The organism is Pseudacidovorax sp. DMC4, from assembly GCF_056314265.1.
Window position 1 is genome coordinate 12811 of the sequence record NZ_JBQUYR010000008.1, and the last position, 21401, is coordinate 34211.

Sequence of the window (21401 nt, forward strand, 5' to 3'; positions counted from 1 at the left end):
CCGTCCAGGTGATGTGAGCGCGGACCGCCCGCGTCCGTGTCCGCGTCCTGGAAGGGGATCGTTGCGATGACCACGCCACCCGATGCCCTTTGGCTGCAGTGGCTGCTGGGCGTCCTGCAGTCCGGCCAGGCGGCGCTGCTGCAGGCGCTGCACGCCGTGGGCTTGGTGCCCGCGCTGTACGGCCAGCCCGCATGGCCCTGGGCCTCGCGGCTGGCGGGCGACACCCTGCTCTTCGACCTGGGCCAGGCGCGCCGGCTGGCGCTCACCCTGGGTCTGCTGGTGCTGGCCCTGGTCGTTGCCGCACTGGGCCTGCTGTGGCGCCGGCGGCGCGTGTGGCTGCTGGTGGTGGCCGGCCTGCTGCCTTTGCTGGCGCCCTGGCCGCAGTGGGAGGCCATGCGCGTGGCCGCCACGCCCGCCAGCTTCCACGTCTCTCCCATCGGCTTCGAGGCCGGCGCCATCGTGCGCGGCCATCAGCTCTACCGCCAGCTGTGCGTGGACTGCCACGGCGCCGACGGTCGCGGGCACGGACCCCTGGCAGCGCAGCAAGCGGTGTGGCCGCCCAACCTGGCCGGCCCGCTGCTGTGGCGGCGGGCCGACGGCGACCTGTTCTGGCACGTGCTGCACGGCATGCGGGATGCGCGCAGCGGCCAGCCTTCGATGCCGGCCTTCGCAGACAGGCTCTCGGCGGACGACGCCTGGGCCCTGATCGACGCCATGAAGGCGCTGGCCGCCGGCCAGATGCTGCGGCAGACCGGCCAATGGCTGCAGCCGGTGCGGTTGCCGGCCTTTGCCGTCCGATGCGCAGGCGCGCCGCGGCGCCAGTCCAGCGCCGCACTGCAAGGCCAGCGTCTGCGGGTGATCGCACCGGGCGCCGGCCAAGTCCCGACGCCCGACCCGCGCGTGGTCACCGTGGCGCTCGCCCCGGCATCCGGCAACACGGACTTGCCGCATGTGGACGCCGCGGATTGCGAGACGCCCCAAGCCGACGCCTGGCGCGCCCTGGCCCTCGTCGCGGGCAATGCAGACGACCCCGGGGCGCTCGCCGGCACGCAGTTCATCGTGGACCGCGAGGGCTGGCTGCGCGCCCGGGCGGCGCCCGACGCCGCCGATTGGCGGGAAGACGACCTGGTGTGCCGTGCGCCGTCGGACGCTTCCCCATCCCCATCTGCACCCGCATCCGCGACGCGCCTGACCGCGCTGGACGGGCTGGGCAGCCTCATTGCGCGCATGGACGCAGAGCCCGTGCGCTACGTCAAGGGTGGCCTTGTGCACTGAACGCCAAGCCGCCGCGGCCCACCGCGCCGGGCCGCCCTCCCCGCCCTTCCTTCATCCATCCAGGAGATCCATCCATGTCCCATGTCCTTCGCCCCACCCCCAGCCGCCGCCGCTTCCTGGCCGGCGGCTCCGTCCTCGCGGCGGGCCTGGCGCTGCCCCCCCTGGGCGCCCATGCCCAGTCCCGCCCCGTGCTCAAGGCCGGTGACCAGAAGGGCGGCCTGCGCGCCCTGCTCGAAGCCGCTGGCGCCCTTGACGGCCTGGGCTACGACATCCAGTGGTCCGAGTTCCCCGCGGCTGCGCCGCTGGCCGAAGCACTCAACGCGGGCGCGGTCGACTCCGGCCCCATCGGCGATGCGCCGCTGATCTTCGCCCTGGCCGCCGGCACGCGCGTCAAGGCCATCGGCGCCAACCGCAGCGATGCCTATGGCACGGCGGTGCTGGTGCGGCCCGATTCGCCGCTGCGCAGCGCTGCGGACCTCAAGGGTCGCAGCGTGGCCACCAACCGCGGCTCCATCGGTCACTTCGTCACGCTCAAGGCCATCACCGCCGCGGGGCTGCAGCCGGGCGACGTGAACCTGCGTTTTCTGCCGCCGGCCGACGCCAAGCTGGCCCTGACGCAGGGTTCGGTCGATGCCTGGGCCACCTGGGAGCCCTACACCGCCATGGCCGAGACGGCCGGCCATGCCCGCGTGCTGGTCAGCGGCCGCGGCCTGCTGCCGGGCCTGAGCTACCTGGCCGCCACCGATGCCGCCATCGCGGCCAAGCGACCGGTGCTGCAGGACTTCCTGCAGCGCGTGGCCCGCGCCCAGCAATGGGCCAATCGCAACGTGGCGGGCTACTCGGCCACGCTGGCGCGCATCATCGGCATCTCGCCCGAGGCGGCCCGGCTGCAGTTCGAGCGCCGCCAACAAGCCTGGGTGCCCATCGACGAACGCGTGGTGGCCGACCAGCAGGCCACGGCCGACTTCTATGCCAAGGTGGGCCTGATCAGGACGCCGCTGCAGGTGGTGGGCACCTTCGACAAGGGCTTTGCACTGGCGGGTTGAGCGCCAATGCGGCTGCGGCCCCACAATGCAACCGCAGCGCGCCGCCCGGCGCCGATGCCAGGGTTGCAATGCGCGAGCCCTGCCCCCACGCAGGGGGCTGACCATCGGGGCGCTTCGACCGCCCCCTGCCGCTGACTGAGGCCCGCTTCCTGCAGCGGGCCAAGGAACCCCGCGACACCGTCGCGGATTCCCAGGACGTCCCGACCGGCGCCGTGCAACTCGCCCGGCCGGCAGGGGCCCTCTTGCCCATCTCCCTCCCGGCGGGTCGCTCGCGGGCCTCTCCTGCTCGCGGTGCACTGAAAGGCGCGCATGCATCCAGTCCTTCAGTCCGCCTTGCGGCCCCGGGCCGCCGGTCCCTGGGCCGATACCGCGCCCGTGCGCGAGGAGCTGTTCGGCATCGAACGGCTGGAGCAGCACGCACGCAGCCTCGCCATCGCCCAGCAGGTCAGCCACCGGCCACCCCGGGTGCCGTCCCTGCATGCCCGGCTGCGCGACAACGCCGGCGAACTGCTGCGAGCCTACCGTTCGGGTGCCGCGGAAGTGGCAGCGGGCCGCGGCGTGGTGCCGGCCGCCGAGTGGCTGCTGGACAACTACCACGTGGTGGAGGCCCAGATGCGCGAGATCCGCACCGACCTGCCCCCCGGCTACTACCGCCAGCTGCCCAAGCTGGCCGAAGGCCCCCTGGCGGGCTATCCGCGCGTCTTCGGGCTGGCATGGGCCTTCGTCGCCCACACCGACAGCCACTTCGATCCGGTCGTGCTGCGTCGCTTCATCGCGGCCTACCAGGAAGTGCAGCCGCTGGACATCGGCGAACTCTGGGCCGTGGCGATCACCCTGCGCATCGTGCTGGTGGAGAACCTGCGCAGGCTGGCCGACCAGATGATCGCGGGGCGCGCCGCGCGCGCCGATGCGCAGGCGCTCGCCGACCGGCTGCTGGCGCCCGACGGCGCCTACACCGCCTTGCAGCGCGACATCGAGTCCCGGCCGGACGGCCCGATCTCCGAGCTGTTCGCCGCACAGCTGGCCAAGCGCCTGCGCGACCAGGACCCCCGCACCACGCCCGCACTGCAGTGGCTGGACGAGCGCCTGCGCCGCCAGGGCGCCGATGCGGACCTGGCCATCCTGCATGCGCAGCAGCGCCAGGGCGCCTCCAACGTGTCGGTGCGCAACATCATCACCAGCATGCGCCTGATGTCGGACATCGACTGGGCGGACCTGTTCGAGAGCAACAGCCTGATGGACGCGCGGCTGCGCGAGGGCAGCGCCTTCGCGCAGATGGACTTCCCCACGCGCAACCGCTATCGCACGGCCATCGAGCAACTGGCCCGCGGCTCGCCGCTGTCCGAGCTGGAGATCGCCGGGCAGGCCGTGGCGATCTCGGCCGCGCAGGCGGACCCGTCGCCGCTGGACGGGCCGGCGCCGGTCACCGACCCCGGCCACGCCCTCATCGGCGAGGGGCGCGACGCACTGGAGCGGGCCATCGGCTTCCGGCCCCCGCTGGGCCTGCGCCTGGACCGCTTCGGCGTGCGCCTGGGCATCGGCGGCTATGTGGCGGCCATCCTGGCGCTGGCGGTGCTGCTGCTGGGTGCGGCGGGCTGGGCCCTGCTGGGCGCGGGCGCGCTGGCGGCCATCTCCCCCGCGCTGCTGGCGGCGCTCGCCCTGGCCGCCTTTCTGCCGGCCACCGAACTCGCGACGGCCCTCGTGCAGCGCGCCATCACCGCCCGCACGCGCGCCGCGGTGCTTCCGGCCCTGGCCCTGGCCGACGGCGTGCCGGCCCACCTGCGCACACTGGTCGTCATGCCCACGCTGCTGACCAGCGAGGCGGAACTGCGCGAGCACATCGAGCGGCTCGAAGTGCACCATCTCGCCGGGGCGGGGGGCGAGCTGTGCTTCGCGCTGCTGTCGGACGGGCTGGATGCGGACACCGAGGTGCAGGACGGCGACGCCCACCTGATCAGCGTGGCGCAGGAGGCCATCGCCGCCCTGAACCGGCGGCACGGCCCGGCGCCGGGCGGCCCGCGCTTCCACCTGCTGCACCGCCGGCGGCGCTTCAACGCCAGCGAGAACCGCTGGATGGGCTGGGAGCGCAAGCGCGGCAAGCTGCACGAGCTCAACCGGCTGCTGCGCGGCGCCACCGACACCAGCTTCATGGCGCTGGACGGCGGCGCTGCCGACCCCGCGCTGCACCCCGACCTCCTGGCCGGCGTGCGCTACGTCATCACGCTGGATGCCGACACCCGGCTGCCGCGCGACGCGGCGCTGCGCCTGATCGGCAAGATGGCCCATCCCCTGAACCGCGTGCGCTGGAGCGACGCCGAACAGCGCGTGGTGGGGGGCCACGCCATCCTGCAGCCGCGCGTGACGCCGGCCCTGCCACTGGGCCGCGAGGGTTCGCTCTACCAGCGGCTGTCGTCCGGCCCCGGCGGGATGGACCCGTACGCCGCCGCCGTCTCCGACATCTACCAGGACCTGTTCGGCGAAGGCTCCTACACCGGCAAGGGCATCTACGACGTCGATGCCTTCGAGGCCGCCCTGGCGGGGCGCATTCCCGAGAACGCGATGCTCAGCCATGACCTGTTCGAGGGCGTGTTCGCGCGGGCCGGCCTGGCTTCGGACATCGAGGTGGTCGAGGACTTTCCGGCCCGCCACGACGTCGCGGCGCGGCGCCAGCACCGGTGGACGCGTGGCGACTGGCAACTGCTGCCCTGGGTGCTCGGGCGGCGCCACGCGGGCGCGCCGGTGCCCCCGGTGGGCCGCTGGAAGATGATCGACAACCTGCGGCGCTCGCTGCTGGCGCCGGCCGGCTGGCTGGTGCTGGCCCTGTGTGCCGCACTGCCCTGGCCGCAGTCGCTGCACGGCATGGCACTGCTGGCACTGGCCCTGGCCGTACCGGCCTTCCTGCCGAGTCTGGCCGGGCTGCGCCCGCCGCGCCCGGGCATCGGGCTGGGCAGCCACCTGCGCGGGCTGGCCGGCGACCTGCGGATGGGCCTGCTGCAGGCCGGCTGGGCCCTGGCCCTGCTGGCCGACCAGGCCTGGCGCGCGCTCGACGCCATCGTGCGCACCCTGACCCGGCTCTACGGCACCCACCGCCATCTGCTGGAATGGACGACCGCCGCCCAGGCCAGCGCCCGCCCGCGGCCGGGCGTGGCGGGCTTCTATGGCCAGATGGCCGGCGGCCTGCTGCTGGCCGGGGTGCTGGCCGTGGGCGTCGGCCTGTTCGCACCTGCCGCCTGGCCGATGGCGGCGGGCCTGGCGGCGCTCTGGTTCGCGGCGCCGGCCCTGGCCTGGCGCGCCAGCCGCCGCCCGCCCTTGTCGCCGCCCGGCGCTGCGGGCGCCGCCGACGCCCTGGCCCTGCGCCGCACGGCGCGCCGCACCTGGCGCTTCTTCGAGACCTTCGTGACCCCGGCCGAGCACATGCTGCCGCCGGACAACTTCCAGGAAGACCCGAAGCCGGTGGTCGCGCACCGCACCTCGCCCACCAACATGGGTCTGTACCTGCTGTCGACCGTGGCGGCGCGCGACTTCGGCTGGGCCGGCGCCCTGCAGACCTGCGAGCGGCTGGAAGCGACCTTCTCCAGCCTGCAGACACTCGAGCGCTTCCGCGGCCATTTCTACAACTGGTACGACACCCGCACGGCGCAGGTGCTGGCGCCGGCCTACGTGTCGTCGGTGGACAGCGGCAACCTGGCGGGCCATCTGATCGCGCTGGCCAACGCCTGCGAGGAATGGCTGGGCGCCACGCCGCCGTCCGACTGGACGCAGGGCGCGGGCGATGCGCTCGCGCTCGCCCGCGAATCGGCGCTCGCCGCCCCTGCGGCCCAGGGGCCGCAGGGCGTGCGGTTGCGCATCCTGCTCGACGACATCGAAGCGGGGCTGCGGGACGCCGCCGGCCTGTCGCTGCCCGTGCTTCAGCGCCTGGCCGACAAGGCCGAGGAGGCGGCCCGCGCCCTGGTGCCCGCGGCGCAGGGCGAGCCGGACGCGCAGGACGATGCGCTGTTCTGGACCGGCGCGCTGCGCCAGCGCATCGCGCAGCAGGCGCGCGACCTCGCCTCGTCTGCGGCCGGGCCGCAGGGCCTGGATGCCCGGTGGCGGTCGCTGGCGCAGCAGGCGCGCGCCCTGGCGCTGGGGATGGACTTCGCCTTCCTGCTCGACCCCGAGCGCAAGCTGCTGTCCATCGGCTATGCCGCAGTGGACAACGCGCTCGACGACAACTGCTACGACCTGCTGGCCTCCGAGGCCCGCCTGGCCAGCCTGTTCGCCATCGCGAAGGGCGACGCGCCCACGCGCCACTGGTTCCGGCTGGGCCGCACCGCCATCCCGGTCGGCCGGGGCTCGGCCCTGGTGTCGTGGTCGGGTTCGATGTTCGAGTACCTGATGCCCTCGCTGGTGATGCGCGCACCGGCCGGCAGCCTGCTCGAGCAGACCAACCGGCTGATCGTGCAGCATCAGGTGGCCTACGGCCGGCTCCGAGGCGTGCCCTGGGGCATCTCCGAGTCGGCCTACAACGCCCGCGACCTGGAGTTCACCTACCAGTACTCCAACTTCGGCGTGCCGGGCCTGGGCCTCAAGCGCGGCCTGGCCGACGACCTGGTCGTCGCGCCCTATTCCACCGGCCTGGCCACGATGGTCGATGCCGGGCTTGCGCAGCGCAACTTCGCGCACCTGCAGCGCCTGGGTGCGCTCGGGCGCCATGGCTTCTACGAGGCACTGGACTTCACGCGCGCGCGGCTGCCAGGCGGCTCGCCGGTCGCCATCGTGCGCAACTACATGGCGCACCACCAGGGCATGACGCTGGTGGCCATCGCCAATACGCTGCAGGGCGGGCGCATGCGCGAGCGCTTCCATCGCGAGCCGATGATCCAGGCCTGCGAGCTCCTGCTGCAGGAGCGCATGCCCCGCCTCGTCGCCGTGGCGCAGCCCCGCGCCGAGGAAGTGCACGCCGGAAGCGCCGGCGCGCAGGCCGACCTGCACGCGGTGCGCCGGATGGACCCGGGCGCGGCCGCAGCACCGGCCACGCACCTGCTGTCCAACGGGCGCTACGCCGTCATGCTGACCGCCGCCGGCACGGGCTACAGCCGATGGCGCGACCTGGCCGTGACCCGCTGGCGCGAAGACCCCACCCGCGACGACTGGGGCGCCTACGTCTACCTGCGCGACATGGACAGCGGCCGCATCTGGTCCGCCGCGGCGCAGCCCGGGGGCGCGCCCGCCGACAGCCAGGAGGTGGTCTTCGCCGAGGACCATGCCGCCTTCACGCGGCACGACGGCAGCCTGACGACCGTGATGGAGGTGCTGGTGTCGGCCGAGGCGGACGGCGAGGTGCGCCGCGTGACGGTGGTCAACACCGGCCGCAAGGCGCGGGAGGTCGAACTCACCTCCTACGCCGAGGTGGTGCTGGCGCCGCCCGCGGCCGACGATGCCCACCCGGCCTTCGCCAAGATGTTCGTGCAGACCGACTACCTGCCCGAGTTCGGCGCACTGGTGGCCACGCGCCGCCCGCGCACGCCGGACGAGCCGCCCGTCTGGGCCGCGCATTTCGCCGTGGTGGAAGGCACGGCCACGGCGCCGGCGCAGTACGAATCCGACCGCGCGCGCTTCCTGGGCCGGGGACGCTCGGCCGCCGCGCCGCAGGCCATGCGGCACGGCGTCGCGCTGTCCGGCACCACCGGCACGGTGCTGGACCCGGTCTTCGCGGTGCGGCACCGCGTGCGCATCGCGCCCGGGGGCACCGCGCGCCTGGCCTTCTGGACCCTGGTGGCCGCCTCGCGCGAGGCCTTGCTCGACCTGCTGGACCAGCACCACGACCGCAGTGCCTTCGGCCGCGCCCGCACGCTGGCCTGGACGCAGGCGCAGGTGCAGTTGCGCCATATCGGCATCGAGGCCGATGAAGCCGCGGACTTCCAGCGGCTGGCGGCGCCGATCCTCTATGCAGACGCCCGCTTCCGCACCTCGGCCGAAGCGATGGCGCGCGGCGCCGGCCCGCAATCGGGGCTGTGGCGGCATGCCGTCTCGGGCGACCTGCCGATCGTGCTGCTGCGCATCGACGACATCGAGGACATCGCCGTGGTGCGCCAGCTGCTGCGCGCCCACGAGTACTGGCGCATGAAGGGGCTCAGCGTCGACCTGGTGATCGTCAACGAACGCGCCTCGTCCTATGTGCAGGACCTGCAGATGGCCATCGAGACGGCCGTGCGGCGCAGCCAGTCGCGCCCCCGCCTGGATGGCGAGGCGCCGGGGCGGGGCACGGTCCACACGCTGCGCGCCGACCTGATGGACGCGCCGGCGCGTGCCCTGCTGCAGTCGGCCGCGCGCGTTGTGCTGCTGGCGCGCCGCGGCGACATCGCGCGGCAGCTCGCGCGCACGCCCCTGGCAGCGCCCGCCGTGCGCCCCGCGCCCGAACCTGCCGTAGCGGCGCCCGCCGCCACCGTGCCGCCGATGCCGGCACGGGCCCCGGACACGGCCGGGCTGGAGTTCTTCAACGGCCTGGGCGGCTTCGACTGCGACGGCCGCGAATACGTGACCGTGCTCGCCGACGGCCGGACCACCCCGGCCCCGTGGATCAACGTCATCGCCAACCCAGGCTTCGGCTTCCAGGTCTCGGCCGATGGCAGCGCCAGCACCTGGGCCGTCAACAGCCGCGAGAACCCGCTCACGCCCTGGTCCAACGACCCCGTGACCGACCCCACGGGCGAGGCCTTCTTCGTGCGCGACGAGACCAGCGGCCAGCTCTGGAGCCCCACGGCGCAGCCGATACGGGACCGCGGCACCTACGTCGCGCGCCACGGCCATGGCCACAGCACCTTCCAGCACGAGGCGCACGGCATCGCACTGGAACTGCTGCAGTTCGTGCCGCTGGACGAGCCCGTCAAGGTCTCGCGCCTGCGGCTGCACAACCGCACGGCGCAGGTGCGGCAGCTGTCGGTCACGGCCTATGCGGAATGGGTGCTGGGCCCGTCGCGCGCCGCCTGCGCGCCCTTCCTGCTGACCGAGGTCGACGCCGGCACCGGCGTGCTGCTGGCGCGCAACCCGTGGAGCACGGCCTTTCCCGGCCGCGTCGCCTTCGCGGACCTCGGCGGCCGGCAGAGCGCCTGGACCGCGGACCGCACCGAGTTCCTCGGCCGCCATGGCAGCCTGGCCGCACCGGCCGCATTGCGCGGGCGCACGCCACTGTCGGGCGCCGTCGGCGCGGGGCTGGACCCGTGCGCCGCCCTGCAATGCCGCGTGCTGCTGCAGCCCGGCGAGACGGTGGACGTGGTCGCCCTTCTTGGGCAGTGCGCCAGCGCGCAGGACAGCCTGGCCCTGGCCGCCCGCTGGCGCGATGCCGACCTGGACGCCGAACTGCAGCGCGTGCGCGACCACTGGGACGGCCTGCTCGGCGCCGTGCAGGTGTGCACGCCCGACCGCGCCATGGACATCCTGCTCAACGGCTGGCTGCTCTACCAGACGCTGGCCTGCCGCATCCGCGCCCGCGCGGCCTTCTATCAGGCCAGCGGGGCCTACGGCTTTCGCGACCAGTTGCAGGACGGCATGGCGCTGGCCTTCGCGCGGCCCGACGAGACGCGCGCGCACCTGCTGCGCGCCGCAGGCCGCCAGTTCGTGGAGGGCGACGTGCAGCACTGGTGGCTGCCGCATTCGGGCCAGGGCGTGCGCACGCGCATCTCGGACGACCGCGTCTGGCTGGCCTTCGCCTGCGCCCACTACCTCGGCGTGTCGGGCGACATGGCGGTGCTGGACGAATCCATCGCCTTCCTGGAAGGGCCCGCGCTGCGCGAGGGCGAACACGACGCCTTCTTCCAGCCGATGCCCGCCGGCACCGCGGCGACGCTGTTCGAGCACTGCGCGCTTGCGCTGGACCAGAGCATCGCGCTGACCGGCGACCTGGGCCTGCCTTTGATGGGCACCGGCGACTGGAACGACGGCATGAACCGCGTCGGCCAGCACGGCCACGGCCAGAGCGTGTGGCTGGGTTGGCTGCTGGTGCGCACGCTGGCGCTGTTCGCCCCGCTGGCCGAGTCGCGCGATCCCGCCCGCGCCGCGCGCTGGCGCAGCCATGCGCAGGCCGTGACCGCGGCGCTCGAGCGCGAGGCGTGGGACGGCGACTGGTACCGGCGCGCCACCTTCGACGACGGCACCTGGCTGGGCACGCGCGATGCCGAGGCCTGCCGCATCGACTCGATCGCCCAGTCCTGGGCCGTGCTCTCCGGCGCGGCCGACCCGGCGCGCGCGCAGGCCGCGATGGACGCGCTGCGCGCGCAGCTGCTGGTGCCCGACCCGGGCCTGGCGCTGCTCTTCACCCCGCCCTTCGACCGCGGCCCGCGCGACCCCGGCTACATCCAGGGCTATCCGCCCGGCCTGCGCGAGAACGGCGGCCAGTACAGCCACGCGGCCATGTGGGCCATCCTGGCGCTCGCGCAGCTGCGGGCCGATCCGCAGGCCGGCACGCACGCCCACGCGCTGTTCGCGCTGGTCAATCCCATCCACCATGCCCGCACGCCCGAGCAGGCGGCGCGCTACCGGGTCGAGCCCTACGTGGTGGCCGCCGACGTGTACTCGGTGCCGCCGCATGCCGGCCGCGGCGGCTGGACCTGGTACACGGGCGCCGCGGGCTGGATGCACCGGGCCGGCATCGAAGGCATCCTGGGCATCCGGCGCGAGGGCGACACCCTGGTCCTCGATCCGTGCATTCCCGCCGAGTGGCCCGGCTTCGAGGCCCGCGTCGTGCTCGGCGCGGCGCACTACGCCATCCGGGTCGACGCGCCGGGCGCGGGGTGTGCCGGCATCGCCGCGGCGTCGCTGGACGGCGTGCCGCTGGCCTGCGACGGCAGCGCCCTGCGCATACCGCTCGCGCCCGGCGCACATCGACTGGAGGTCACGCTATGACGAAACGTTCTTCCGCGCGCGGAACCCCGCGGGCGCCCTCCGCAGCGTATGGCGCAGGAATGATGCACCAGTTCCTCACCGCGAACCGGGGCGCACTGATCGCCCGCTGCCGGGACAAGGTCGCCCTGCGATCGACCCCCCCCGTGGCCGAACAGGAACTCGCGCACGGGATCACTGAATTCCTGGACCAGTTGATCCACACGCTGCTGGCCGAGCGTGCGGACGACACGCAGCGCAGCCGTCAGGTCTCCGGCGTCTCGGGCGGCAGCAGTCGCGCCATCTCGGACATCGCCGAATCCGCCGCCCATCATGGACGGGAACTGATGGGACACGGCTTCACGATCGAGGAAGTGGTCCACGACTACGGCGACCTTTGCCAAGCCATCTCCGACATGGCGTGCGAAACCGGCACGGACATCGGCGTGGATGAGTTCAGAACCCTGAACCGATGCCTGGACAACGCCATCGCCAGCGCGGTGACCGAGTACACCCGTGGCCGCGAACTCGAGGCGGCCGACCGGAACGCCCAGGAACTCAACGAGCGGTTGGGCGTCTTCGCGCACGAACTGCGCAACATGCTCTTTGCTGCCAGGCTGGCGCACCGGGCGATCAAGGCGGGCAACGTGGGCACCAACGGGGCGACAGCCGACGTGCTGGATCGCGCACTGTCCGGCATGGGCAAGCTGATCGACCGATCGCTGGCGGAGGTACGGATCATTGCCGGCATGCCCCCGCAGCGGCGACGCTTCTCTCTGGCCGAGTTCATCGCTGAAATCAAGGTCTCCGCCGAGATGGAGGCGCAAAGCCGGGGCTGCGTGTTCAGCGCCTCCGCCGCCGACCCGACGCTCGCGCTGGAGGCCGATCGCGATTTGATACTGGCAGCCGTGGGCAACCTGCTGCAGAACGCCTTCAAGTTCTCGCGCGCCGACGGGGGCGTGGTCACCCTGCAGGCGAACGCCGCGGAGGAACGCATCCTGATCGCCGTGCAGGACAACGGCGCGGGCTTGTCGGATGTCGCAATGCAGGCGCTCTTCCAACCCTTCACGCAGTTGGGAGACGACCGTAGCGGCATCGGCCTGGGCCTGTCCATTGCCCGTCGAAGCGTTGAACTGAACGACGGCACCCTCGATGTGCGCCACGCGCCCGATCACGGTTGCGTGTTCACCATTGCCATGCCGCGCCACACCTTGCCCTGAACGCCTGGCGCCGACCCGTCATCGCCCCTGTTCCTCCACTTCGAAAAGCACCCATGAAGAACCCATTCCCTGCGCAGGCGCCCGGCTACGACGCCGAGGCGATCACGGCCGTCATCGAGCGGGCGTTCGCCAGCGCGGGCCTCGACACCTCGTCCGCGCCAATGCAGGGCCTGCGGGCCACGCTGCGCCACGCGCTGCATCCGGGCAGTGCGGGTCGCGTCGCCACGCCCGCGGCCCCCGAGCGCGATGCCGTGATCGACGTGCCCGCCCGCGTGACCGATTCCGACAGGGCCGCGGATTCGTTCGAGCGGCACGAATTCCACAGCCCGACCGGTGCCCGCGCCTACAAGCTCTTCGTGCCCGCGCACAGGCCGCCGGCACCCTGCCCCCTGATCGTCATGCTGCATGGCTGCACCCAGTCGGCGGACGATTTCGCAGCGGGCACGCGGATGAACCGGCTGGCGCAGGCGCACGGCTTCCTGGTGGTCTATCCCGAGCAGTCGGCGCAGGCCAATGCGTCGAGATGCTGGAACTGGTTCCAGCCGCAGGACCAGCGGCGCGATGCCGGCGAGCCCGCACTGATCGCCGGCATCGTTCAGGAGGTCGCGACCCGGCACGCCGTGGATCCGGACCGCATCTTCGTGGCGGGGTTGTCCGCGGGCGCGGCGATGGCGGTCGTGATGGGCGAGACCTACCCGGACCTGATCGCCGGCATCGGCGTGCACTCGGGCCTGCCCTACGGCAGCGCGCAGGACATTCCCTCTGCGCTGGCCGCGATGAAGGGCGGACGCCACGCCGCCGGGAGTCACGGCGCCCGCGCCGCCCCTGCGGCGGGGCAGCCGCACCTCCATGCCGTGCAGCGCGTGCCGCTCATCGTCTTCCACGGCGACCGGGACCATACCGTCCAGCACAGCAACGGGGCGCGGATCGTCGAGCAGGCCTGCCAGGCGCATGAGCCGTCGACCCGCAGCACCCACCGCGGCGAAGCGCCGGGCGGGCGTCCCTACAGCCGCACGGTCCATGCGAGCGCACAAGGGCTGGTGTGCATCGAGTCCTGGACGCTCCACGGCGCAGGCCACGCGTGGTCCGGGGGCGATGCGCGCGGCTCGTACACCGATGCCAGCGGACCGGATGCCTCGGCGGAGATGGTGCGCTTCTTCCTCGCCCTGCCGGCTGCGCGGCCCCCTGCGCTTTGAGAGCACCTGACGGCCCGCCCCGGCACGCGCCTGCCGCGGCAGGCCCGGTTGCCAGCCACCAGGAGGGGCGATGACCGATGCGCCGACCGACCCCGCCGCGCCCGTGCGGCTTCCCCGGGCCCTGATCGACCGGATCGCGCCGCCGTTCGTGCGCTTCCTGCACATCGAGGCGGCCGGGGGCGCCGTCCTGCTGGTGGCCACCCTCGTCGCCCTGCTGCTTTCGAACTCCCCCTGGGCCGCCGGCTTCTCCGGCCTCTGGGAAACGCGGCTGGAACTGCGGCTCGGGGACCTGGAATTCGGCCGCTCGCTCAAGGGCTGGATCAACGACGGGCTGATGACGCTGTTCTTCTTCCTCGTCGCGCTGGAGCTCAAGCGCGAAGCGGTCCTGGGCGAGATGCGCCACCCCCGCATGGCAGCCCTGTCGGTGGCCGCGGCATTGGGCGGCATGGTCGCACCTGCCGCGCTCTACCTCGCGCTGCAGTGGGCACAGCCCGGCCAGCACGGCTGGGGCATCGTGATGGCGACGGACACGGCATTCGTCATCGCCTGCCTGGCATTGCTCGGCAAGCGCATCGCGCACAGCCTGCGGGTGTTCATGCTCTTCCTGGCCATCGTCGACGACATCGGCGCCATCGTGGTGGTCGCGGTGGGCTACAGCCACCACATGGACTGGCGCATGCTCGCCCTGGCAGGCCTGTGCATCGGCGTCCTGCGCGTGCTGGCGGCCGCGGGCCTGCGCAGCATCCCGATCTACGTCATCGTGGGCTGCGCCACCTGGCTGGCCATCGACGCCTCCGGACTCCACGCCACCGTCACGGGCGTGATCCTCGGGTTGATGACGCCGGCGCGGCGCTGGGTGAGCGACCGCCGGCTCTATGCCATCCTGGGGCAGGTCATCGCGCATCCGGCGGGCCAGCAGGGCAGCGGCAACACCAGCGACCGCAGGACCTTGCAGGTGGCGGAGATCGCCGCGCGCGAGTCGCTCTCGCCGGTCGAGCGGCTGGAGATGGCGCTGCACCCGTGGGTCAGCTTCTGCATCATGCCGGTCTTCGCCCTCGCCAATGCAGGCCTGGCACTGTCGTGGACGAGCGTCGCGCAGCCTGTGGCGGCGGCGGTGTTCCTGGGTTTCGCCGTCGGCAAGCCGGCCGGCATTCTTCTTTTCAGCGCGCTGGCCTTGCGTTCGGGCCTGGCCCTGCGCCCTGCGGATCTGAGCTGGGGGCAGATCACCGGCGGCAGCTTCCTGGCGGGCATCGGCTTCACGATGGCACTGTTCATTGCCAATCTCGCCCTGGTCGGACCCTTGATGGACAGCGCGAAGATCGGGATCTTCCTGGCCTCGCTGTTCTCGGCCGCCATGGGCCTGGCGCTGCTGGTGTGGATGCCGCGGACACCGCCGCCGACGCGCGGAAAAAGATAAGTGGGGAAAAGCGGCACGCAGGGCGTGATGCGCGTACGATGGGCTCGTTGATATGTGCAAGGCCTTCATTGCATCGGTCTTTTTCCGCGTCTAACGGGCTTGTCCCTCGGCTGTGTCGAATCTCCCTTGTTGATTTTCTTGGCGTCTCTTCACCGGGTGCGCGCCTGCGTCCCGGCAACCTCGAAAGGAAATCGACATGACCACACAAACCGGAACCGTGAAATGGTTCAACGACGACAAGGGCTTCGGCTTCATCGCCCCCGACAACGGCAGCAAGGACCTCTTTGCCCACTTCCGTGAGATCCAGGGCGGCGGCTTCAAGACCCTGACCGAGAACCAGCATGTGCAGTTCGAGGTCGTCCAGGGTGCCAAGGGCCCCCAGGCCTCCAACATTCGCGCCGTGAGCTGAAACAGCCGGGCCCGATGGTCCGGCCGATCTTCCAGGACGGCCTGGCCTCTCAAGCGCGGTTCATCCGCGCTTTTTTATTTCCGGAAGGCACCGTCGCATGAAGAATCTGCAGGAGGCCACCGAGCGCATCTGCGAACTCAAGGGGAGCCTGATCGCCCTGGACGCCTTGCTTCCGTCACTGCTGGAAGCCCTTCCATCCACTGCACACGGCACCTTGGTGCGCGCGTTCGAAGCCCATGCCGAGGCAGCGCGCACGGTCATCCTGAACACGCCCGTGTCGGATCATGTGCTGATCACCTTCGAACGGGACATTGCCCGGACGCAGGCGGTGCTCGCCGGGATCACGCCCGCGCCGGCCAACCCGGATCCGCGCCAGCCCGTGGAGTCTGTTCTGCTGACGACGACGCACATCAGCACCTATGCGGGCGCGCGGCTGCTGACCGGCGCGAGCGGCTTCTTCTTCCGCCGCGACGATCGGCTGTTCCTGGTCACGAACGCACACGTGCTGTCCGACGCGGCCAGCGCCCATGCGCCGGACCGCATCGAGATCGAGCTGCACACCGACACCCGCGACCTCACCCGGTACGCCACCTTCTCGATGCCCCTCTACGAGAAGGGGCTGGCGCTGTGGCGGCAGGCGGCCGACACGGGCGGGCCGGTGGACATCGCCACGCTCGAGATCCAGACCGCGCACCTGCCGGAGGGCTCGGTGCTGCATGCCTTCGACGAATCCCACCTCGCGCCACGCGGCGAGGACGTGGCCGTGGGCGACAACCTGACCGTCATCGGCTTTCCCCTGGGCTTCCACGACACGGTCCATCACCTGGCCGTCGCCCGCAGCGCGTCCATCGCCTCGGCCTATGGCGTGCGCTTCCAGCAGAAGGGCTACTTCCTGACGGATGCGAGGACGCACCGCGGCAGCAGCGGCGCTCCGGTGGTCCGGCGAAGGCTTGGCAGCGACCCGGGCCAGCGCTTGTCGCTGACCTCGTGGCAGCTGCTCGGCGTGCACTCCACGCGCATGGACATGCGCACCCGCGATCTCGTCAAGGACGAGTCGCTCGGCCTGAACTGCGCCTGGTACGCGGATGTGCTGAAGGTGCTGACCCAGGTCACATCCCTTGTGTCCAAGTGATGTGACTCTTCCAGTCAGGCCTTGACGCCGACGCTGACGCTGACGCCCACCACCCGATTGCGGCCTTCGCGCTTGGCGCGGTAGAGCGCACCGTCGGCCAGGCGCAGCAGCGCATCCGGCGTGTGCGGCTGGGTGCCATCCACAGTGAGCACGCCGAGGCTCGCCGTGACATGGGCAGCCACGTCGGAGTGCGTGTGGGCGATGCCCAGGGCCGCGACGGCCAGGCGGGCCTGCTCCGCCACGGCGAGGGCCTGCGCGTGCGACGTGCCGGGCAGGATGCAGGCGAATTCCTCGCCGCCGTAGCGGGCGACCGTGGCACCGGGCACGGCGACGGCGGCCTGGAGGGCCGCCGCCACGCGCTGCAGCGCCAGGTCCCCGTCCACGTGGCCATGCGCATCGTTGTAGGCCTTGAAAGCATCCACATCGGCCAGGATCAGCGACAGCGGTCGGTCCCATTGCCGCTGCCGGCGGCTTTCCGCGTCCAGCTGGATGTCGAAATGGCGCCGGTTGGCCAGCCCGGTGAGCGCGTCGGTCACGCTCAGCCGATAGATGCGGTCGTTGAGCGCGCGCAGCTCGGCCTCGAAACGCTTGCGCTCGGTGATGTCGCGCACGATGGAGCAGTTGAAGCGCCGGCCCTCGTACTCGACGAGGTTGACCGTGACCTCGATGGGGATGTCCACGCCGTCGCGCGACCGATTGACGGTCTCCAGCCGGAAGCTCTTGCGCGCCAGCACCTCGGCCCAGTGCTCGCGCCACCGCGCCTCGTCGAAATGGGGATCGATGTCCCAGACATGCAGGCCCGCCAGCTCTTCGGCGGAATAACCCAGCAGGCGCGTGGTGGCCGGATTCACGAACACGTAGCGGCCGTGCTCGTCCAGCCAGATGATCATGTCGGCCAGCTTGTCCACCGTGACCTGGGTGAGCATGGCCCGGTAGGACGCCTCGCGCGCTTCGTCGTTCTCTGCCATGGTGCGACTCCCGCCTCGTCGGCTCGACCATCCGCTCCCCTGCCTCGATGCCACCAGGCGCGCGGGCGCCACAGTGCATCGCTGTGCCTATTGTTGACGCAGCTGCTCGCGCAGGATGCGGCGCACCTCCAGCATGGCCTGCGGCGTCTCCTGCACGCTGTGCCAGGAGGTGATGACCCGCTCGGACTCGGCGCCGGCCAGGTGGGCGCTGGCATAGGGCACCACGCCGTCGCTGGACTGGGCCAGCGGCAGCCGCGGGTCCTCGCGGCCGATGATGGAGTGATAGCGCACCCGCGGGCTCAGGGGCAGATCGGCCACGGCCCGCACGAAGGGATCTCGGTCGCTCAGGTTGTCGATGCTGTTGGGGATGCGCGGCGGCAGGCCGTTCTCCTGCATCGGCGCGAGCCGCGCCAGCCGGCGGCTCAGGTCGCCCACCTGTTCGAGCATGGCCAGCGGCAGGGTGACGAGATTGGCCACGCGCCGGGCCAGGCCGGTCTCGGCAAAGGGCGTGCCGCGGTGCGGCGCGGCGATGAAGATGGCCCGGTCCACCTGGGGCAGGGCCTGGAAGTCGAAATACTCGGCCAGCTCGCGCTGCAGCGTCGGATCGTCCGCCAGGGCGGCGTCCATGGCCGGTCCCTGGGGCAGCACCGACCACAGGGCGCGGCCCGAGTCCGAAACCAGCAGCCGCGACAGCACGCCGCCCATGCTGTGGCCCACCAGCACCATGTGGCGCGAGGCCGGTGCCGTGCCCTGCGGGTCGAAGTGCGCCAGCGTCTGCTGCAGCGCCTGTGCGATGTTGCGGCGGTTGAGCACCAGTGGCGCATTGGTGGGGTAGTACACCTGCCAGATCTGGTAGTGCTGGCGCAGCGTCTCGTCGCCCAGCACCTCGTTGGCCACGTTGACCCAGGCCTCCGGGCTGCTGGCCAGGCCATGCAGCATGACGACGATGCCGCGCTCGGGGTCGTAGGGCTGCATGAGCTGCACCTGCGGCTGCACGATGCCGTCCGACAGGCCCAGCAGCGTGCGCAGCGCCTGTGTCGCGAAGCCCGAGCGGGCCAGCCACAGCCCGTAGCCGGCCGTGAAGTTGGCGGCCAGCGGCGCGGGCACGCCCGCCAGGTCGACCCGCTCGCTGCGGTAAGGGTCGTACAGGCGCACCTGCACGCGGTGCGTACGCAGCACCTCGGCCGGCGTGCGGCCCTCGAAGGTCAGCAGGGCCGTGAGGGCCGGGTAGCGCATGGGGACGAAGGGCGCGTGGACCGGGCCGCGTTCCGGCGGCGGCAGCACGGCCACCAGCGGAGCGCCGAAGCCATCGCGCCGGTAGGTGTTGCGCAGGCCGGTGAAGCGCAACGACGAGGCCGCCAGCAGTTCCTGAGGCAGTGGCATGTCGCTGGCGAAGCCGGGACTGTCGAGCCGCGCCGACAGCTGCCAGCGGCCCACGGCGAGTTCGGCCACCTCGCCGGTCGTGGCACCGGCATCGGGTGCGCGGGCGTCGCGCGCATGGCGGTGGAACAGCCGCGTCACGGTCCGCTGCACCGCGAAGTTGTAGTAGTCGCGCACCTGGGTCTGCCGGTCCTCGAAGGCGCGGTCGCCCGGACTGCGGCGCGTGAGGAAGAGGTAGGCCCAGGCATGGCGTGCCGTCTCCAGCCAGGCATCGACCGCGGTGTCATCGGCGTCGCCACCCTGGCCGGACGCCTGCGCGTCCGGCGCGATGGCCGGTTGCCGGTCGGACTCCAGCGCGGCCTGCAGCCACAGCTCGGCCAGCGCCGACAGCCGCTGCTCGTCGGTGATGCCCTCGGCCTGCGACAGCGCCTGCCGGCAGGTGTCGGGGGCCTCGCCGCAGTCGTCGATGCCGGCCACGCGCGCGACCTCCTGCGCGGCGCCGCTCAGGCGCCCGGTGGTCAGCACGTCGCCTCGCCGCTCGGCCAGGTAGCGCGCGGGCGAGACGGACGACACCGACACCGCCGCGCAACCGGACACCAGCAGGGCCACGGCGAGCAGGAACAGCGCCGCCCACGGGCCGCGGCCCGACTGGCGCAAGGGCGCCGCCGCGTTCATCGCGCGGCCTCCATGCCCGGGATACCGCGTCGGATGGCCTGCGAGAACTGCGGGTCGGCATCGGCCGCCTTCGCCCGCTCGGTGATGCGGCCGGCGGCGCGCAGCGTCTCCAGGTCCGCCTTGGCAGCCAGGCCGTCGATGGACTTCAGGTACTCCGGCAGGTAGCCCGAGGCCAGCAGCCGCCAGTCCAGCGGCAGGCCACCCACGATGCGCCGCGCCATGTCGAACACGATGGTGGTGCAGTTGGCCGTGAGCGTGGAATAGAAGCGCGGGTGCGCCGCCAGCGTGGTCGACTGGTCCAGGTACGCCAGGAAGAGCGAGCGCATGGCCGCCGGCGGCATGGCGACGCGGTAGAGGTAGGCGTCCTCGCCGCGCACATTGGTGCGCACGCGCAGCACGTCGCGCTCGTCGGCGGCCACCAGGGCCAGCTCGAACTGCTTGAAGAAGCCGGCCACGGCCGAGAAGGACTCGCCACGCTCCTTGCGGATCTCGACCGAGTACACGAGGTAGCGCGTGCCGCCCTGCCCGTCGTCGAAGCCGAAGGAGACCAGGGTGTGGGCGATGGCCGGGCCCATCCAGTACGACAGGGCCATGTCCACGCTGCGCAGGCGGTCGAGGTCGTACTGGCGCGTCTCCCAGCGCACGGTGTAGTCGTCGTCGCTGCGCCACTCGAAGTTGCGCACGTTGCGCAAGGTGACGATGGAGCCGGCCACCGAGGGCTCGATGTGCCGGGCCACATCGTCGGCCCAGTCGCGCGTGTCCGAAGGCGCGATGCGGCCCCACCACACCAGCAGCAGCGCGAAGGCGAGGACATAGGCGGCCAGCGCACGGCCATGGAAGGGCCGCCACGGCCGCCCGATGACCCCGAGCGCGGCCAGGCCCCAGGCCGCCGCGGCCGCGATGCGCCCGCCTTCGGGCAGCGGCAGCCGGTAGTACAGCGCCAGCGCCGACCACAGGCCCGTACCCAGCAACACCAGCACGAGCAGGCCCCGGCCCATGCCGATCAACAGCCGCCTCATGGCGCCAGCGCCTCGCGCAGCAGCGCGATGTGGCTGCGCCGCTGCTGCTCCAGCGTGACCGGCGCGCCCTCGCCCTGCCCGTGCATCAGCTGCCACAGCACGACCTGTGCGATGGGCGCCATCAGCAACCAGGGCGAGGCCGTGAGCACGCCCTGCCCCAGGCTGCCCTGGCGCACGGCGCGGCGCACCAGGCGCTCGACGGCGGAGGCGAAGGGGTCGAGCACGGCGCGCTGCCAGCGCTCCACCAGCGCCTGCACCTGGCGGCCATCGGCCACCACCAGGCGCAGCGTCATGGCCGTCTCGGGCCGCGCCAAGAGGCGGTACACCGGGTCGATCACGCGCTCCACCAGCAGGTCGATGGTGACCATCTGCCCCGGCGCGAGCGCCGCCTCGTCCAGGCCGGCCGGCATGGTGAGCGAGCGGTCGATCAGTGCTTCGAAGATCTCTTCCTTGCTGTCGAAGTGCGCATAGACGCCGCCCTTGGACAGGCCCGCCCGCAGCGCGATGTCGTCGATGCGCGAGGCCGCGAAGCCCTTTTCGTGGAACACCGACAGCGCCGCGTCGAGGATCTGCGCCATGCGCAGCGGCGGCGGCAGGCGCTGGCGCGAAGGCCGGCCGCCGGGCAGGCCTTCGTCGGACGTCGGATACGGAGGGTCGGCGGTCGGTGCGGTCATGGGCGTGCGTGTGGGTGCGGACAGCGAGGCGGCCGGCGATTATGGATGCACCTCCCCGCTAACGACTTGCGAGTCGTTAGACGGGCATCCGTTGACCTGGATCAATGAGCGCGGGCGGGCCGGCTCCTACAGTT

12 protein-coding genes are annotated in these 21401 nt (G+C 72.3%); 8 read left to right on the forward strand and 4 right to left on the reverse strand.

The window, feature by feature from the left end; genetic code table 11:
- Positions 1 to 66 precede the first annotated feature (66 nt).
- The 8 genes from ACT54X_RS15850 to ACT54X_RS15885 all read left to right on the forward strand — a co-directional run bounded on the left by ACT54X_RS15850 (position 67) and on the right by ACT54X_RS15885 (position 16551).
- A complete protein-coding gene (locus ACT54X_RS15850; protein ID WP_476347445.1) occupies positions 67 to 1275 on the forward strand; it encodes a c-type cytochrome in 1209 nt (402 codons plus the stop codon).
- A 74-nt stretch (positions 1276 to 1349) separates the two neighbouring features.
- Positions 1350 to 2321, forward strand: a complete 972-nt coding sequence (locus ACT54X_RS15855) for an ABC transporter substrate-binding protein (protein ID WP_476347446.1) — start codon at positions 1350 to 1352, stop codon at positions 2319 to 2321.
- A 309-nt stretch (positions 2322 to 2630) separates the two neighbouring features.
- Complete coding sequence (locus ACT54X_RS15860; RefSeq protein WP_476347447.1) at positions 2631 to 11201, forward strand: glycoside hydrolase family 94 protein; 8571 nt, start codon at positions 2631 to 2633, stop codon at positions 11199 to 11201.
- A complete protein-coding gene (locus ACT54X_RS15865) occupies positions 11198 to 12397 on the forward strand; it encodes a sensor histidine kinase (protein WP_476347448.1) in 1200 nt (399 codons plus the stop codon). Before ACT54X_RS15860 ends, ACT54X_RS15865 begins: the two co-directional genes overlap by 4 nt.
- Before the next feature lie 53 nt (positions 12398 to 12450).
- The gene (locus ACT54X_RS15870; protein WP_476347449.1) at positions 12451 to 13593 is read left to right on the forward strand and encodes an extracellular catalytic domain type 1 short-chain-length polyhydroxyalkanoate depolymerase; all 1143 of its coding nucleotides are present in this window, start codon (positions 12451 to 12453) and stop codon (positions 13591 to 13593) included.
- Positions 13594 to 13663: 70 nt separating this feature from the next.
- Positions 13664 to 15010 (forward strand): Na+/H+ antiporter NhaA, encoded by a 1347-nt coding sequence (gene nhaA / locus ACT54X_RS15875; RefSeq protein ID WP_294370808.1) that lies wholly within the window; start codon positions 13664 to 13666, stop codon positions 15008 to 15010.
- A gap of 196 nt (positions 15011 to 15206) precedes the next feature.
- Entirely contained in the window at positions 15207 to 15419 is a 213-nt protein-coding gene (gene cspE / locus ACT54X_RS15880) for a transcription antiterminator/RNA stability regulator CspE (protein ID WP_294370810.1), read from the forward strand.
- Positions 15420 to 15516: 97 nt separating this feature from the next.
- Positions 15517 to 16551 (forward strand): S1 family peptidase, encoded by a 1035-nt coding sequence (locus tag ACT54X_RS15885; RefSeq protein WP_294370812.1) that lies wholly within the window; start codon positions 15517 to 15519, stop codon positions 16549 to 16551.
- 14 nt (positions 16552 to 16565) lie between these two features.
- Here the strand turns inward: ACT54X_RS15885 and ACT54X_RS15890 are convergent, their stop codons facing one another.
- From ACT54X_RS15890 to ACT54X_RS15905, 4 genes are all read right to left on the reverse strand, one after another.
- Entirely contained in the window at positions 16566 to 17519 is a 954-nt protein-coding gene (locus ACT54X_RS15890) for a GGDEF domain-containing protein (RefSeq protein ID WP_476347450.1), read from the reverse strand.
- 87 nt (positions 17520 to 17606) lie between these two features.
- The gene (locus ACT54X_RS15895; RefSeq protein ID WP_294370818.1) at positions 17607 to 19574 is read right to left on the reverse strand and encodes a lipase family protein; all 1968 of its coding nucleotides are present in this window, start codon (positions 19572 to 19574) and stop codon (positions 17607 to 17609) included.
- Positions 19571 to 20593, reverse strand: a complete 1023-nt coding sequence (locus ACT54X_RS15900; protein WP_294370821.1) for an Lnb N-terminal periplasmic domain-containing protein — start codon at positions 20591 to 20593, stop codon at positions 19571 to 19573. Before ACT54X_RS15900 ends, ACT54X_RS15895 begins: the two co-directional genes overlap by 4 nt.
- Positions 20590 to 21267, reverse strand: a complete 678-nt coding sequence (locus ACT54X_RS15905) for a TetR/AcrR family transcriptional regulator (RefSeq protein ID WP_294370823.1) — start codon at positions 21265 to 21267, stop codon at positions 20590 to 20592. The genes ACT54X_RS15900 and ACT54X_RS15905 overlap by 4 nt, the downstream gene beginning before the upstream one ends.
- Positions 21268 to 21401 lie beyond the last annotated feature (134 nt).

Bases quoted from the DNA above. Each gene is read 5' to 3' on its own strand.
- ACT54X_RS15850 (WP_476347445.1), top strand. From the start codon at position 67: ATGACCACGCCACCCGATGCCCTTTGGCTGCAGTGGCTGCTGGGCGTC.
- ACT54X_RS15855 (WP_476347446.1), top strand. From the start codon at position 1,350: ATGTCCCATGTCCTTCGCCCCACCCCCAGCCGCCGCCGCTTCCTGGCC.
- ACT54X_RS15860 (WP_476347447.1), top strand. From the start codon at position 2,631: ATGCATCCAGTCCTTCAGTCCGCCTTGCGGCCCCGGGCCGCCGGTCCC.
- ACT54X_RS15865 (WP_476347448.1), top strand. From the start codon at position 11,198: ATGACGAAACGTTCTTCCGCGCGCGGAACCCCGCGGGCGCCCTCCGCA.
- ACT54X_RS15870 (WP_476347449.1), top strand. From the start codon at position 12,451: ATGAAGAACCCATTCCCTGCGCAGGCGCCCGGCTACGACGCCGAGGCG.
- nhaA (WP_294370808.1), top strand. From the start codon at position 13,664: ATGACCGATGCGCCGACCGACCCCGCCGCGCCCGTGCGGCTTCCCCGG.
- cspE (WP_294370810.1), top strand. From the start codon at position 15,207: ATGACCACACAAACCGGAACCGTGAAATGGTTCAACGACGACAAGGGC.
- ACT54X_RS15885 (WP_294370812.1), top strand. From the start codon at position 15,517: ATGAAGAATCTGCAGGAGGCCACCGAGCGCATCTGCGAACTCAAGGGG.
- ACT54X_RS15890 (WP_476347450.1), bottom strand. From the start codon at position 17,519: ATGGCAGAGAACGACGAAGCGCGCGAGGCGTCCTACCGGGCCATGCTC.
- ACT54X_RS15895 (WP_294370818.1), bottom strand. From the start codon at position 19,574: ATGAACGCGGCGGCGCCCTTGCGCCAGTCGGGCCGCGGCCCGTGGGCG.
- ACT54X_RS15900 (WP_294370821.1), bottom strand. From the start codon at position 20,593: ATGAGGCGGCTGTTGATCGGCATGGGCCGGGGCCTGCTCGTGCTGGTG.
- ACT54X_RS15905 (WP_294370823.1), bottom strand. From the start codon at position 21,267: ATGACCGCACCGACCGCCGACCCTCCGTATCCGACGTCCGACGAAGGC.